Here is a 14,573-nt window from a genome sequence, read left to right on the forward strand (position 1 = left end):
CCCCGGACACTGGGTGAGCGCCCTGGCGCTGATCTTCGGCCCCCTGCTGTTGCTGACGGGGGTGCTGCTGCGCGTCGAATTCCCATTCTTCTTGCCCGACCAGCTTGGCGCTCGGCCTGATGTCGTTCCTCGCGCGCGGCACCTTCAAAGGCATCCAGATGCCTCAGTCGATCATCGCCACAGGGGGCCCCTGCGCCGCGTTCATCCCCATGGGCGTCACCATGCTGCGCGACGGGCCACGGCCGAGCAGGCGCGCGCTGCTCTGGCTCGTCGCCGTCATCGGCCTTCTCCTCCTCGGCAACCCGTACGGGCCGTGGGGGTGACGAGATCGTCCGGCGGGCAGCACGCGTTCAGGGTGGCCTGCAGGTCGGCCAGCGCCTTGCTGATCCGCGCGGAGTCGGCGCGGTAGTAGACCGTCTTCCACTCCCGCCGCGAGACGAGCACTCCGCCGTCGCGCAGGGTCGCCAGATGGGTCGAGGTCGCCGACTGGGCCAGCGACATGCGCTCGGCGACCTCGTTGACGGTCAGCTCCACGCCTCCGGCGAACAGCCCCATGATCTGCTGGCGCGTCTCGCTGGCCATCGCCTTGAGGAAGCCGCGCGCCGCGGAGCTCAGCTCGATCCCATCCATGGTCATAGCATCACCCCGACGCATCATATTGTGTTTTCTGGATATGAGGATATGACCTGGCATGGACACGATCGTCATCGGCGCCGGACAGTCCGGCCTGGCCGCAGCCCGCGCACTCCGCGACCGCGGCATCACCCCCGTCGTCCTCGAAGCAGGCGACCAGCCCACCGGCTCCTGGGCCGGCTACTACGACAGCCTCACCCTGTTCTCGCCCGCCCGCTACAGCGCCATGCCGGGCATGGACTTCCCGGGAGACCCCGACGGCTACCCCACCCGCGACGAGGTCGTCGCCTACCTCCGGCGCTACGCCGACACCCTGGACGTGGAGATCCGCACCGGGGTAAGGGTCGCCTCCGTCGAGGCCGACGGCGCCGGCTTCCTGGTGCGCACCGTCAACGGCGACACGCTCCGGACCATGGGCGTCGTGGCGGCCTCAGGCTCGTTCGGCAACCCCTGCATCCCCCACGTGCCCGGACAGGACGACTTCGCCGGCCAGGCCCTGCACGTCGCCGACTACCGCAATCCCAAGCACCACGCCGGGCAACGCGTGATCGTGGTGGGCGCCGGCAACTCCGCCGTCCAGGTCGGCTACGAGCTGGCCGAGGTCGCCACCGTCACCCTCGCCACACGACAGCCGATCCAGTTCATGCCGCAGCTCATCGGCGGCAAGGACGTGCACTTCTGGCACGACACCACCGGCTTCGACTTCTTGCCGCCGCAGTGGCTGGCCCGCGTCGCCACCGGCACCCTGGTGCTGGACACCGGCGACTACGCCGCCGCCCTCGCCGCGGGGCGGATGGACCGCCGCCCCATGTTCACCGCCCTCGACGGCGACCAGGTCGTATGGGCCGACGGCAGCCGCGAACGCGTGGACACGGTCATCTACGCCACCGGCTACCGCCCCCACCTGAACTGTCTGCGATCCCTCGGCTGCCTGGACGAGACGGGCATGCCTCTGCACAGCGGCGGCATCTCCACGACGCATCTCGGGCTCGGCTACGTCGGGCTGGAGTTCCAGCGCTCCTTCGCCTCCAACACCCTGCGCGGCGTGCACCGTGACGCCGAGCACGTCGCCGCCCCGATCGCCGCGTACGCGAGCAAGGCCCTGGCCGGCTACGGCCTGTGAGCCGGCTCGGCCAGGGGGGCGAACAGGGCGCCGAGCCTGGCCACGGTCTCAGGAACGATCCGGTAGTAGACCCAGGTGCCGCGCCGCTCGCCGCTGATCAGCTCCGCCGTGCGCAGGACCTTCAGGTGGTGGCTGATGGTGGGGGCGGTCAGGTCGAAGGCGTCGGTGAGGTCGCACACGCACGCCTCACCGCCCGCGTGCGAGCCGATCATCGACAGCAGCCGCAGGCGTACGGGGTCGGCGACCGCCTTGAGCAGGGCGGCGAGCTCGGCCGCGTCGCCTTCGCCCAGGGGCTCGCGGGCGATGGGCGCGCAGCAGGCCGCTGCCGTGCTGCTCTCCAGGGTGGCGGCGGTCATACGGAACCTCCGAAATGGTTCGATGCTCGTCTAAATGATACGCGTCAGGTGACGACCTGGTACGGGCGAAGTCCGCCCCGGGCACGCCCAGCCGCGGCATCGGGTCGGTGCCCTCGCCCGCGCAGCGGGGGACAGGCCCCGCAAACCCCGACTGTCCCATGACCCGGTCAAGGATCGTGCCCCAGAGCGGAATCCCTACCCGGTGCCCACGACCGCTTATCGCCGCCTGGCGGGCAGTGGCGTGAACATATCGCGGTGCGCGGCTGAAAATGAGGTCATATCTGGCGCGGGTTCCGGGACGATCTCTTGACGGTTACGCGGCGTGGCTGAGTTGATCAACTGGGTAAGAGCCCTTCGCAGGCATCGCTACCTGCAGTGACCCGCCGATCGCGGGCCGCTCACAGTCGTACGCGTCTCGGGGGGTTCGGATGCGACTGGGTTTGTTGAGTGGGGTGGGAGTGCTCGCGGCGACCGCGATCATGACCGGCTGCGGCTCGGAGCCGCCCCCTGTTGTGAAGGTGGACGCCAAAGCCGACGCCGCCGCCAAGCTCAAGGCCACCAAGGAGGCGAAGGTACGCAACGCCGCCAAGGTCAGGGCCAACGAGCTGGGCCAGATCCCGGTGCTCATGTTCCATCGAGTCGTGCCGACTCCACAGACCACCGACGACAGGACGCCCAAGCAGTTCAGGGCCGACCTGGAGCGGCTGGCCAAGGAGAACTACGTGCCCATCACGGCCGCCGAGATGGTGACCGGCAAGATCGACATCCCGGCGGGCAAGCACCCCGTGGTGCTGACCTTCGACGACTCCTCGCCCTCGCAGCTGACCTTGAACGCCGTGGGCGTCCCGCAGAAGGACACCGCGGTCGCGATCATGCGGGATGTGGCCGCGAAGTACCCGGGCTGGCGCCCGAAGGCCACGTTCTTCGTGACGCGCGACCTGTTCGGCAAGCACACCCGCGAGGAGCAGGCGCAGGCGCTCCTGTGGCTCAAGGACAACGGCTTCGAGGTCGCCAACCACACCCGTGACCACCTCAACCTGCGCAGCCTGACGCAGGAGCAGGTCGAGGAGCAGATCGGCTCGATCGGCAAGACGATCGACTCGCTGTCGTACACCAAGCCCGTCACCATCGCCCTGCCGTACGGCGCCCAGCCCAAGAAGAAGGAGTGGGGCCTGCGCGGCAAGGCCTACCGCCACAAGGGCGCCTTCCTGGCCGGGTACACGCCGGCGCCGGCACCGTTCAGCAAGTCGTTCGACCCGGCCGGGATCCCGCGGATCAAGGTCATGGAGAAGAAGGGCGACTGCGCCCAGTTCTGCTCGGAGGCCTGGCTCGACTGGCTGAAGAAGAACCCTGACATGCGGTATGTCTCCGACGGCGACGTGAACACGGTGGCGTATCCGAAGTTCAAGGCACCGTACCTGCGCAAGTCCTTCAGCTCCCTGAGCCTGCCCTACTGACGGGCGTGCGCGAGAGCCCGGCCCCCGTGCGGCGGGCCGGGCTCTCGTGTGTTCTCATCACGGGGAACCCCCATGAATGCGGCGAAGCCGTGACGTCACGAAGCTTTAACAGATCCGTGAGAATCGGCCGGGCGTCGTAAAGTTTGCGTCGATGGGGTTCAGGACACGTGGGGATGACGAATGCCGCAGATCTCGCCGCTGGTCGCCGGCGATCCCACCGAGCTGGGATCCTTCCGGCTGTCCGGACGGATCGGGGAAGGCGGTCAGGGCATCGTCTACCTCGGCGTCAACGACGAGGGCGAGCGCGCCGCGGTCAAGCTCCTGCACGTCAAGTTCACCGGTGACACCATCGCCCGCTCCCGGTTCGCGAGGGAGCTGAAAGCTGCGCAGCGGGTGGCGTCGTTCTGCACCGCCGGGGTGATGGAGGCCGACCTCGAAGGCGACACCCCCTACATCGCCAGCGAATACATCGACGGCCTGCCCCTGCGTGACCTCGTCGAGGCCGACGGGCCGCTCACCGGGACGGTCCTCGAACGCCTCGCCGTCGGCACCGCCACCGCGCTCACCGCCATCCACCACGCCTCGATCGTGCATCGCGACTTCAAGCCCGACAACGTGCTGATCGCCGCCGACGGGCCGCGCGTGGTCGACTTCGGCATCGCCCGGATCATCGACTCCACCGGTACGATCACCAGCCGCGCCATCGGCACCCCCGCCTACATGGCCCCCGAACAGATCGCCGGCGACGACGTCGGGCCGTACACCGACGTCTTCTCCTGGGGCGCGACCATCGCGTACGCGGCGACCGGCAAGCCCGCGTTCGACGGCAAGTCGATCGCGGTGGTGCTCAACAAGATCCTCAACCACGAGGTCGACGTCAGCATGATGCCGGAGCCGCTGCAGAGCGTCGTACGCTCGGCGCTGGCCAAGTCGCCGGCCGAGCGGCCGTCGGCCGACCAGATCCTGCTGCGGCTGCTCGGTCAGTCCTCCACCGTGGGCGCGTCCACGGCGGTGCTCACCCGGGGCGTGCAGGTGGCCGGTGACGACACCACGCCGTTCATCAGGGTGTCGGCCGGCTCGATCACCGACCAGCGGACGGGCTCCGTGGTGCCGGCCCCGCCGCCGCCTCCCCAGACGGCCGGGCCCGCGACGGGTCAGGTCACCGAGCCCGCCCAGCAGCCCGCGCCGCCTGGGCCGCCTGGGCCGCCTGGACCGCCTGGACCACCGGGACAGACTGGGCCGACGGCGCAGCCGGAGCGGGCGCCGTACCCGATGACCGAGCCCGCGGGGGCGCCCAGGCGGCGGCGCGGGAAGGTCTGGGCCGCCGTCGGCACCGCGCTCGCGCTGGTCGCCGCCACGGTGCTCGCACTGGCGCTGAACGGCAGGCTGCCTCTCGCGTTCGGCGAGCCCCCCGAGCGCCCGCCCTCCGTGGGCCCGTCGGGCGACGACCCCGTGAACCCGTTCGCCAGCGTCGTCGACAAGGTGGCGCAGACCGGAAAGGTCGTGATCGGCGTGCGCGGCGACCTGCCGGGCGTCGGGCTGGACAACGGCGGCCTGTACGAGGGCTTCGACGTCGACGTCGCCAGGCGCATCGCCGAGGGGCTGGGGGCCAAGGAGACCACGTTCGTCAGCGTGAGCGGCTACGACCGCGCCGCCGCGCTGACCGAGGGCGCCGTCGACCTGGTCGTCGCCACGTACTCGATCGACGAGAGCGACGTGGTGTTCGCCGGCCCGTACTACCTCGCCCACCAGGACGTCCTCGTGCGCGCGGGCGGGCGCATCGACGAGCTCGGCGACCTGAAGGGCAAGCGCATCTGCGCGCCCAACAGCCCGTCGGTGGGGCTGGTCCAGGACCGCGTGGCGGTCGAGGCGGTCTCGGCGCCCGACTACGCGGCCTGCATGGACATGCTCAGGAGCGGCCAGGTCGACGCGGTGCCGGGCGACGACCTGATCCTGGCCGGGTTCGCCGCCCGCGAGCACTCGCGCTTCAAGGTCCTCGGCGCGAAGCTCAGCAACGAGCGCTACGCCGTCGGCATCCGGAACGGCGACGTGAAGACGTGCAAGGCGGTCAAGGCACTGATCGCCGACCTCTATCGCACGGGCTTCATCGACAAGCTCGTGACCAGCCATTTCAAGACGGTCGATTTCGATGCCGAACTGAAGGTGCCCGCGATGGAAACCTGCTGAGTACGAGCGGGTAACATCCCGAAAGTCAATCATTCGTGCAGCGAGATAGGGGTAACGCCATGGCGTCGTCAGCCACTGCGCCCGTCAAGGTGACCGTCACCGGAGCCGCCGGCCAGATCGGCTACGCACTGCTGTTCCGCATCGCGTCGGGGCAGCTGCTCGGCGCCGACGTTCCGGTCAAGCTCAGCCTCCTGGAGATCCCGGCGGCGGTGAAGGCGGCCGAGGGCACCGCGATGGAGCTGGACGACTGCGCGTTCCCGCTGCTGTCCGGCATCGAGATCACCGACGACCCCAACGTGGCGTTCGACGGCGCCAACGTCGCGCTGCTGGTCGGCGCCATGCCGCGCAAGGCCGGCATGGAGCGCGGCGACCTGCTCGGGGCCAACGGCGGCATCTTCGGCCCGCAGGGCAAGGCCATCAACGACCACGCCGCGGACGACATCCGGGTGCTGGTCGTCGGCAACCCGGCCAACACCAACGCGCTCATCGCCCAGCAGAACGCGCCCGACGTGCCGGCCGACCGCTTCACCGCGATGACCAGGCTCGACCACAACCGCGCGCTGTCGCAGCTGGCCGCGAAGCTGCAGGTCCCGGTCACCGAGATCAAGAAGATGACGATCTGGGGCAACCACTCCGCCACCCAGTACCCCGACCTGTTCCACGCCGAGGTCGGCGGCAAGGTCGCGGCCGAACTGGTCGAGCAGGAGTGGCTGCGCGACACGTTCATCCCGACGGTCGCCAAGCGCGGCGCCGCCATCATCGAGGCGCGCGGCGCCTCCTCGGCCGCCTCGGCCGCCAACGCCGCGATCGACCACGTCCACGACTGGGTCAACGGCACCGACTGGACGTCCGCGGCCGTGGTCTCCGACGGCTCGTACGGCGTGCCCGAGGGCCTGATCTCGTCGTTCCCCGTGCGTTCGGCGAACGGCACGTACGAGATCATCCAGGGGCTCGAGATCGACGCGTTCTCCCGCGAGCGCATCGACGCCAGCGTGCGCGAGCTGGAGGAGGAGCGCGAGGCCGTCAAGGAGCTCGGCCTCGTCTGAGCGCCGATGTCTGAGCGCCGACGTCTGAGCGCCGACGTCTGAGCGCAGCCTTCGGCATCCGAACGGCGGGCGCGCGGTCTCCTGGGACAGAGGAGGTGCGCGCCCGCGTTCCGTTTCTAGGTCGTGTCCACCGGGGTGCAGGAGGCGGGCTGGGCGGCCGGCGCCGGCTGAGACGTCGCGAAGACCACACCGGCGGCGGCCGTGAGGCAGCCCACCGCGACGAGGGCGCCGAAGAACAGCTTCGTGACCCTAGGTGAAATACTCCTCACATTTCGGTATCCCAGCACACATTCGCCCGCCGTAGGGCTATTTCCCGGAAAGCGCTCGCCAGGCGTCGGAGACGATGTCGCGCAGCGCCGTCCGCTCGGGCTTCCATCCCAGCTCGCGCTGGATCTTGGCGGACGAGGCCACCAGCACCGCCGGATCGCCGGGCCGCCGCTCGCCGACCACGGCCGGGATCTCGTGACCGGTTACCTCACGGCAGACCGAGATCACCTCCTGTACGGAGAAGCCGGTGCCGTTGCCCAGGTTGTAGATCTTGTGCTCGCCCGGCGTGACCGCGTCCAGCGCCAGCAGGTGGGCCCTGGCCAGGTCGGTCACGTGGATGTAGTCGCGCACGCAGGTGCCGTCGGGGGTCGGGTAGTCGGTGCCGAACACGCTCACCGACTCGCGCTCGCCGGTCGCCACCTTCAGCACGTTGGGGATGAGGTGCGTCTCGACCGTGTGCCGCTCGCGGTAGCGGCCGTAGGCGCCGGCCACGTTGAAGTAGCGCAGACTCACCGCGCCGAGGCCCCACAGCCGCGCGTACGCGGTCAGCGCGGTGTCCACGGCCAGCTTGGAGGCGCCGTACGGGTTGGTCGGGCGGGTGGGGTCGTCCTCCTGGATGGGGGAGCGCTCGGGCTCGCCGTACGTGGCCGCCGTCGAGGAGAACACGATGCGCCGCACGTCCTTCGCGCGCATGGCGTCGAGCAGCGCCAGTGTGCCGCCCAGGTTGTTGGCCCAGTAGAGCCCCGGCTGCTGCACCGACTCGCCCACCAGTGACCTGGCCGCGAAGTGCAGCACCGCCTCCGCGCCGTCGAGCGCGTCGTGGGCCTCGGTGATGCCGGCCCGGACGAACCGGGCGCCTTCCGGCACCGCGTCCACGTGCCCCGTGGACAGGTCGTCGAGCACGGTGACCTCGTGTCCCGCCTCGACGAGCTGGGCCGCGACCACGCTGCCGACGTACCCCGCCCCGCCGGTCACCAGCAGTCTCATGTCCGCTCCTGTTAGAATATGTTTGATTTTGTACGGCTTGCGGTTCAGCATACGCTGGAAAGCGGACGAGTACGCTGCAAACCACCATGTTCGACACCGTCGCGGCAAACATCGCCCTGGTCCTGCTCTTCATCCTGATCGGGGGCTTCTTCGCCGCCGCCGAGATGGCGATGGTCTCGTTGCGGGAGAGCCAGGTCCGCAAGCTCTCCAAGCGTGGCCGCCGCGGCGAACGCGTGGCCAAGCTCGCCCATGATCCCAACAGGTTCCTGTCGGCCGTGCAGATCGGCGTGACGGTGGCGACCATGTTGTCGGCCGCGTTCGGCGCCGACCGGCTGGCGGCGCAGTTCGTGCCCGTCCTGGAGGGCTGGCGGGTGCCCGAGGCCGTGGCCCCCGTGCTGGCGCTGGTGCTGGTCACCCTCGCCATCTCGTACGTGTCGCTGGTGCTGGGCGAGCTCGCCCCCAAGCGGCTGGCGCTGCAGCGGGCCGAGGGCCTGTCGCTGTACGTGGCGCCGTTCCTCGACCGCCTCGCCGTGCTGTCGCGCCCGATCATCTGGATGCTCTCCAAGTCCACCGACGGCGTGGTCCGGCTGCTCGGCGGCAACCCGAAGGCCGACCGCGAGGAGGTCAGCACCGAGGAGCTGCGCGACATGGTGGTCGGCCACACCGAGCTGACCGCCGACGAGCGCAAGCTCATCGGCGAGGTGTTCGCCGCCGGTAAACGGCAGCTCAGGGAGGTGATGCTGCCGCGCACCGAGGTGGAGTTCATGGAGGTGGACACGCCGCTGAACGAGGCAGCCAGGCTGGCCGCCACGCTCCCGCACTCCCGCTTCCCGGTCTACCGGGAGACGTACGACGACGTCGTCGGGTTCGTCCACGTCCGCGACCTCCTCGCCCCCGAGCTGGCCGGGCGGAAAGAGCCGATCAGCGCGGTCGTGCCGATCAGGACGGCCAAGTTCGTGCCCGCGTCCAAGCGGCTGCTCGCCACGCTGAACGAGATGCGCGACGAGGGCCAGCACCTCGCCATCGTGGTCGACGAGTACGGCGGCACGGCCGGCATCGTCACCCTGGAGGACCTGGTCGAGGAGCTCATCGGCGACATCAGGGACGAGTACGACCTGGAGGAGCACATCGTCGTCCTGCCCGCCGGCGAGATCGAGATCGACGGCCTGACCAACCTCAACGACTTCGCCACCGAGACCGGCATCCGCCTGCCGGATGGCCCGTACGAGACGCTGGCCGGTTTCGTCATGGCCATGCTGGGGCACGTGCCCGTGCAGGGGGAGCGGGTCGAGTTCTCCGGCTTCGAGCTCACCGTCACCGAGCTTGACGGCCGGCGCATCTCGCGCGTACGCGTGAAGCGCCGTCCGGCGATCGAGTCGCCTCCCGACCAGAACTCCTGACACAATTGCCTGCTATGGCCAGACCTCGTGTACTCTCCGGCATCCAGCCCACCGCGGACTCCTTCCACCTGGGCAACTACCTGGGTGCGGTCCGCCAGTGGGTCACTCTGCAGGAGACCCACGACGCGTTCTACTGCGTGGTCGATCTCCACGCGATCACCGTGCCGACCGAGCCCGACGCGCTGCGCCGCCGCAGCCGCGTGGCCGCGGCCCAGCTCTTCGCCGCCGGGCTCGACCCCGAGCGGTCCACCGTGTTCGTGCAGTCGCACGTGCGCGAGCACACCGAGCTGGCCTGGGTGCTGATCTGCCTCACCGGCATGGGCGAAGCCGCCCGCATGACCCAGTTCAAGGACAAGTCCGCCAAGTACGGCGAGAGCGCGGCCAGTGTCGGGTTGTTCACCTACCCGATCCTGCAGGCCGCCGACATCCTGCTGTACCAGGCCAACCGGGTCCCGGTGGGCGCCGACCAGAAGCAGCACCTCGAGCTCACGCGCGACCTCGGCCAGCGCTTCAACCACCGCTTCGGCGAGACGTTCACGCTGCCCGAGCCGCACATCCTCAAGGAGGTCGAGAAGATCACCGACCTGCAGGACCCGTCGGCCAAGATGTCGAAGTCGTCCTCCAGCCCGGCGGGCATCCTCGACGTCCTGGAGCAGCCCGGCCCGCTGCGCAAGAAGGTCATGCGCGCGGTGACCGACACGGGCTCGGAGGTCCTGTTCGACGAGGAGAACAAGCCCGGCATCTCCAACCTGCTGCGCATCCAGTCCGCGCTGACCGGCACGCCCATCCCCGAGCTGGTGGCCCGCTACGAGGGCCAGGGCTACGGCACCTTCAAGAAGGACGTCGCCGAGGCCGTGGTCGATGCGTTCACGCCGATCCGCGAGCGCACCGAGAAGCTGCTGTCCGACGAGGCCGAGCTCGACCGCATGCTCGCGATCGGCGCGCGGCGCGCGTCCGAGGTGGCCAGGCAGACGATGGAGATGGTCCGCGACCGGGTGGGTTTCCTGCCCGCGTAGCCTTCCGCCCTCTCCAGGCCCGGACGCTGTCCGGGCCTTCTCCTTGTGGGTGACCTCAGCAGCGCTGCATGCTGTCCCTGCGAGGGACCGCTGCGACGCTGAGGGCCTGTGCTGGTCAGGCGGGCCAGGCCGGGCGGCGGCGGGCGTGGAGGAGGGTGGTGTGGTGGGCCAGGGCGGAGGCCAAGGTGATGGCGTCGGGGGCGGCCAGGCGTTTGCGTACGCCGCCGGCCGCGAGTTGCGCCGTGAGCGGGCGGCCGAGTACGGCCGTCCAGCGTCCGCCGGCGGGGACGTCGGAGCGGAAGCGGATGTCCCATGCCGGGTACGTGGTTCGCAGGACGTGCAGTTGCCGCTCCACCAGGCGCCAGTCCTCGGCGGACGAGCCGAGGCTCAGGCCGGTCATCGGGCGCCCCGGTGCAGGCACAGCAGGGCACGCAGGGCGGCCAGGGTGGGCCGGGTGAGCCGGACCTCGCCGCGGGCGGCGGTCCACCCGTGCTGGTCCCGTTCGAACGCCCACCCGGGGAACTCGCGTGCGGCCTCCCGGAGAAGGCGTTCCATGACGACGTCGGCAGTAGGCGTGCTGGTCATGAACGCAGCGTGGCACCTCGACGCCTGTCCGTGACGAACTCGGGCGAAGGAACTCTTCGTTCGCGTGATCCGAACTCTCTGTTCGCTCAGATGGGGATCTCGTGGCGTTCGGCCAGATGGCGCACCTCGGGCGCCCACGACGGCCGCGCCCGCCGTGCCAGTGACCGGACCATCTCCCGCAGCAGCAGCTTGTGGTCGAGCTCCTCCGGAGACTCGCGCTCGATCCGCAGCAGGTGGAGCAGGCTGGCGGCGTCGTCGCCGACATCCTCGCAGGCCCGCGCCACGTCGGCGAGATGGGTGGCGCGCCGCTCCACGGACGGGATGCGGCGCAGGTCGATGTCGTCGGCGATGTGCAGCACCGTGTCGGGGTGCCCGGTGTCGGTCTCGATGCAGGCCATGTGGATGGCGACGTTGGTGGGCCCGAAGAACGCCTGGTCGTAGCCGCCGGAGGAGTCGCCGACCCGTTCGGCGAGCCGAGCCGCGGGGCCGCGTACGCGCTCCCTGGCCGTGTCGTCGTCGCCCGCGCGAGCCTCGCCGACGGCGGCGAGCAGGTGGAGCGCGCCGAGCGCCTTGAGGTGACGCTCGTCGCCGTCGCCGACGTGCGGTTCGAGCTGCTCGATGGCCCGCCGGGCGACGTCGTACGCGATCTGGTGCATGTCGTCGGCGAGCATCGACTGCCCCAGGTTCCAGTACGCCCACGCGATCATCAGCGGGTCGGCCGACTCCTCGGCGAAGCGCATCGCCCGGTCGGCCGCCAGATGCGCCAGGTCCACCCGCCGCAGGTGCTTGAGCACGGCTCTGGCCAGCACGTACGCGTCGGTGGCGACCCGGTAGGAGGCGGGGGCGCGGTCGAGGACCAGCGTCTCGGTGTCGATGATCAGGGACGGCAGCGCGGCCATCAGGATCGAGTAGCGCCGGGTCGAGGTGAACCAGGCGTTGCGCGCCGCCGCGACGCGTTCGGCGAGCTGCTCGGCGTCGGGCGGCTCGATGTCGGGCGAGGCCGAGCGGCAGGTGAACAGCGCCCGCTCGATGTCGCCGATCTGCGGCCTGCTCGGCTCGTGGGAGTCGCGCGGGGTCTCGCCCAGCAGCACGGCGGTGCGGACGCCGAGCACTTTGCCGATCTCGCGCAGCAGGGTGAGGGAGGGGGTGCGTTTGCCGTGCTCGATGAGCTCGATGTGCCGGGGGGTGCAGCCGGACTGCGTGGCTAACGCGGTGGTGCTCATGCCTCGGCGCTCTCGTTGGAGCCTGATCATCTGACCGGTGGTGATTTCGGGCATGCGCACCGCCTTCCGGATCGGTCCCGAGGGCTTTCAGGCTAGGCCGCGCGGTGCCCGGCCGCCATGGTTTCAGCGCAGCTCAGGGCGCGTGTGATGGGCCAGGAGCCGGCCCAGCGAACGCGTGAATTCCTCACGTTCGGCGTCGCTCAGAGGCGCGAGCAGGGTGTTCTGGAGGTCGGCGATCAGTTTGTCGAGCCGTTCCAGGTGGCCGCGGCCGGCGGAGGTCATGGTGATGACGTTGCGGCGGCGGTCGCCGGGGTCGGGCGCGCGTTCGACGAAGCCGCGCGGGGACAGCTCGTTGATGACGGCGACGAGGTCGCTGCGGTAGATGCCGGTGCGCCTGCTCAGCTGCGCCTGGCTCATGGGGCCGGACTCGCGCAGCGCCACGAGTGCCGCGTAGTGCCACTTACGGGCGTCCGCCGTGGCCAGGCCCTCGCTCACGATCCGGTCGGCGTGCGACGCGACGATCATCAACATCCGGCTGGGCAGGGTCCGCAGCGGTGCCGGGGTCTCCTGCGGATCCATGGGGTCCGTCATGGCGGCGATCCTACCGTTGCGTTAGTGCGACTAACGATGTAGCTTTCGTTAGCGCGACGAACGTTAGTCACTCGAACGATTTGAGGGATCATGCCTGCTGTCGACGTGCTCGACTCGCACATGCACTACGAAGAGTCGGGGGAGGGAGCCCCCTTCGTGTTCCTGCACGGGAATCCGGCCTCGTCCCACCTGTGGCGCGGCGTGCTGCCCGGCGTGGCGCGGCCCGGGCGGCGGCTGCTCGCGCCCGACCTCATCGGCATGGGCCGTTCCGGCAAGCCGGACGTGCCGTACCGGTTCGGCGACCACGCCCGCTACCTCGACGCCTGGTTCGACGCGCTCGGTCTGGAGTACGTGGTGCTCGTCGGGCACGACTGGGGCGGCGCGCTCGCCTTCGACTGGGCGGCGCGCCACCCCGGCCGGGTGCGCGGCGTGGCGTTCATGGAGGCGATCGTGCGGGGCGTGAGCCTGGACGAGCTCGGCGACGGCCCGCGCGCCCGGACCGAGCTGATCCGCGGGCCGAAGGGCGAGTCGCTGGTGCTCGACGGGAACTTCCTCGTGGAGACCGCGTTCACCGGAGGCGTGTTGACGCCCCTCGGCGAGCGGGAGATCCAACCCTACCTGGCGCCCTACCCGACCCGAGAGAGCCGCCGGCCGCTGCTGCAGTGGGCGCGCTCGCTGCCGCTCGACGGCGAGCCCGCCGACGTGGCGGGCTCCGTCGAGGCGTCGGGGAAGTGGCTGGCGAGCAGTGACGACGTGCCCAAGCTGCTGCTCACCTTCGACTCCTCGCCGACGCTGATGATCGGCGAGGAGATGGCGTCCTGGTGCGCACGGAACATCGCGGCCCTGGAGACCGAGCACTGCGGCCCAGCGGGCCACCACGCCCCCGAGGACCGTCCCGGGGACATCGCCGCCGCCCTCGCCTCCTGGGCCGCCAGACACGGGCTGTAGAGCCGCGTACGGGCCGTTTCCGGTCGCGGTGCGTGTCGGCACGGCTTGTGGGCAGGTGATCCACCACGCAGGGCCCCGAGGGAGAGGGCGTGATGGAGAGTCTCACCGAGCGCGTCGCGGCCGTGAAGGCGCGGGCCCGCGGCAGGGTGGAGGAGTGGCGGGTGCGGCGGCCGTCCGTCGACCACCTGATCCGGACCGTGCGCCGCTACCAGCTCCAGTCGGGCGACCGGCTGGCGGGCGCGGTCACCTACTTCGCGTTCCTGTCCTTCTTCCCGCTGCTGGCGCTGTCGTACGCGGTGCTCGGGTACGTGGTGGCGGCCAGCGAGGAGACCAGGGAGGCCCTGCAGCGGGCCGTCGCGGAACGCCTGCCCGGCATCGCCTCCCAGCTCGACCTCGCGGCCATCGCCGGAACCAAGGCCACCGCCGGGATCATCGGGCTCCTCGGTCTCCTGTACGCCGGGCTCGGCGCCCTCGACGCGCTGCGCGGGGCGCTGCGGCAGATGGCGATGGACACCACCCCGCAGGCGAACTTCTTCGTCGGCAAGCTGCGCGACCTGGCCTCGATCGTCATGCTCGGCGTGACGCTGATCGCGTCCGTGGGCGTGGCCGGGCTCGCCACCGCGGCCACGGACCGGGTGCTGCACTTCCTGTTCGGCGGCGATTCCGTGCTGGCCGCGCTCGGGCTCAGGGCCGCGGGGATGGCGGCGAGCGTGGCGGCCGACTGGCTCATGTTCCTGATCCTGCTGGGCTGGGT

At 70.4% G+C, this 14,573-nt stretch carries 17 protein-coding genes; 9 read left to right on the forward strand and 8 right to left on the reverse strand.

The genetic code is table 11. The annotated features are described in order from the left end of the window. Nucleotides 1–104 precede the first annotated feature (104 nt). On the forward strand, nucleotides 105–323 hold the full coding sequence (locus tag E1286_RS48190; RefSeq protein WP_165969959.1) for a hypothetical protein: 219 nt from the start codon (nucleotides 105–107) through the stop codon (nucleotides 321–323). Here the strand turns inward: E1286_RS48190 and E1286_RS29195 are convergent. Continuing rightward, on the reverse strand, nucleotides 277–636 hold the full coding sequence (locus tag E1286_RS29195; RefSeq protein ID WP_132617548.1) for an ArsR/SmtB family transcription factor: 360 nt from the start codon (nucleotides 634–636) through the stop codon (nucleotides 277–279). The two genes, E1286_RS48190 and E1286_RS29195, sit on opposite strands and share 47 nt — an antisense overlap. A gap of 55 nt (nucleotides 637–691) precedes the next feature. Between E1286_RS29195 and E1286_RS29200 the strand changes: the two genes are divergently transcribed. Continuing rightward, nucleotides 692–1,756 (forward strand): flavin-containing monooxygenase, encoded by a 1,065-nt coding sequence (locus E1286_RS29200; RefSeq protein WP_132617550.1) that lies wholly within the window; start codon nucleotides 692–694, stop codon nucleotides 1,754–1,756. Here E1286_RS29200 and E1286_RS29205 read toward each other — a convergent pair. Further along, on the reverse strand, nucleotides 1,744–2,112 hold the full coding sequence (locus tag E1286_RS29205) for an ArsR/SmtB family transcription factor (RefSeq protein WP_132617552.1): 369 nt from the start codon (nucleotides 2,110–2,112) through the stop codon (nucleotides 1,744–1,746). The genes E1286_RS29200 and E1286_RS29205 overlap by 13 nt on opposite strands. 428 nt (nucleotides 2,113–2,540) lie before the next feature. Between E1286_RS29205 and E1286_RS29210 the strand changes: the two genes are divergently transcribed. The 3 genes from E1286_RS29210 to E1286_RS29220 all read left to right on the forward strand — a co-directional run bounded on the left by E1286_RS29210 (nucleotide 2,541) and on the right by E1286_RS29220 (nucleotide 6,802). Further along, nucleotides 2,541–3,569: a polysaccharide deacetylase family protein gene (locus E1286_RS29210; RefSeq protein ID WP_132617554.1), complete on the forward strand. Its 1,029-nt coding sequence runs from the start codon at nucleotides 2,541–2,543 to the stop codon at nucleotides 3,567–3,569. A gap of 180 nt (nucleotides 3,570–3,749) precedes the next feature. After that, on the forward strand, nucleotides 3,750–5,756 hold the full coding sequence (locus E1286_RS29215) for a serine/threonine-protein kinase (protein WP_132617556.1): 2,007 nt from the start codon (nucleotides 3,750–3,752) through the stop codon (nucleotides 5,754–5,756). A gap of 59 nt (nucleotides 5,757–5,815) precedes the next feature. Next, nucleotides 5,816–6,802: a malate dehydrogenase gene (locus E1286_RS29220; RefSeq protein WP_132617558.1), complete on the forward strand. Its 987-nt coding sequence runs from the start codon at nucleotides 5,816–5,818 to the stop codon at nucleotides 6,800–6,802. Nucleotides 6,803–6,918: 116 nt separating this feature from the next. On the opposite strand, the gene E1286_RS48195 is transcribed toward E1286_RS29220, so the two are convergent. Both E1286_RS48195 and galE read right to left on the reverse strand, forming a co-directional pair. Beyond that, on the reverse strand, nucleotides 6,919–7,071 hold the full coding sequence (locus E1286_RS48195) for a hypothetical protein (protein ID WP_165969960.1): 153 nt from the start codon (nucleotides 7,069–7,071) through the stop codon (nucleotides 6,919–6,921). A gap of 37 nt (nucleotides 7,072–7,108) precedes the next feature. Continuing rightward, nucleotides 7,109–8,056, reverse strand: coding sequence for a UDP-glucose 4-epimerase GalE (gene galE, locus E1286_RS29225; protein WP_132617560.1), 948 nt, complete (start codon nucleotides 8,054–8,056; stop codon nucleotides 7,109–7,111). 86 nt (nucleotides 8,057–8,142) lie between these two features. Between galE and E1286_RS29230 the strand changes: the two genes are divergently transcribed. Together E1286_RS29230 and trpS are read left to right on the forward strand one after the other, a co-directional pair. Continuing rightward, a complete protein-coding gene (locus tag E1286_RS29230) occupies nucleotides 8,143–9,456 on the forward strand; it encodes a hemolysin family protein (RefSeq protein WP_132617562.1) in 1,314 nt (437 codons plus the stop codon). A gap of 14 nt (nucleotides 9,457–9,470) precedes the next feature. Beyond that, complete coding sequence (gene trpS / locus E1286_RS29235) at nucleotides 9,471–10,472, forward strand: tryptophan--tRNA ligase (protein ID WP_187368236.1); 1,002 nt, start codon at nucleotides 9,471–9,473, stop codon at nucleotides 10,470–10,472. 115 nt (nucleotides 10,473–10,587) lie between these two features. On the opposite strand, the gene E1286_RS29240 is transcribed toward trpS, so the two are convergent. The 4 genes from E1286_RS29240 to E1286_RS29255 form a co-directional block, all read right to left on the reverse strand. Further along, a complete protein-coding gene (locus E1286_RS29240) occupies nucleotides 10,588–10,872 on the reverse strand; it encodes a hypothetical protein (protein WP_132617566.1) in 285 nt (94 codons plus the stop codon). Next, nucleotides 10,869–11,057, reverse strand: coding sequence for a hypothetical protein (locus E1286_RS29245; RefSeq protein WP_132617568.1), 189 nt, complete (start codon nucleotides 11,055–11,057; stop codon nucleotides 10,869–10,871). The genes E1286_RS29240 and E1286_RS29245 overlap by 4 nt, the downstream gene beginning before the upstream one ends. Before the next feature lie 86 nt (nucleotides 11,058–11,143). Next, nucleotides 11,144–12,334 carry a helix-turn-helix domain-containing protein gene (locus E1286_RS29250; RefSeq protein WP_132617570.1) on the reverse strand — a complete coding sequence of 397 codons (1,191 nt, stop codon included), beginning with the start codon at nucleotides 12,332–12,334 and terminating at the stop codon, nucleotides 11,144–11,146. 69 nt (nucleotides 12,335–12,403) lie between these two features. After that, nucleotides 12,404–12,871 carry a MarR family winged helix-turn-helix transcriptional regulator gene (locus E1286_RS29255; protein WP_132617572.1) on the reverse strand — a complete coding sequence of 156 codons (468 nt, stop codon included), beginning with the start codon at nucleotides 12,869–12,871 and terminating at the stop codon, nucleotides 12,404–12,406. Nucleotides 12,872–12,961: 90 nt separating this feature from the next. On the opposite strand from E1286_RS29255, the gene E1286_RS29260 reads away from it, so the two are divergent. Then, entirely contained in the window at nucleotides 12,962–13,819 is an 858-nt protein-coding gene (locus E1286_RS29260) for a haloalkane dehalogenase (protein ID WP_132617574.1), read from the forward strand. Nucleotides 13,820–13,911: 92 nt separating this feature from the next. Continuing rightward, nucleotides 13,912–14,573 (forward strand): YhjD/YihY/BrkB family envelope integrity protein (locus tag E1286_RS29265; protein ID WP_132617576.1); only part of this gene is annotated, 662 nt, incomplete at its 3' end.

It is taken from the genome of Nonomuraea terrae (genome assembly GCF_004348995.1).
In the GTDB taxonomy this organism is placed as follows: Bacteria; Actinomycetota; Actinomycetes; order Streptosporangiales; family Streptosporangiaceae; genus Nonomuraea; species Nonomuraea terrae.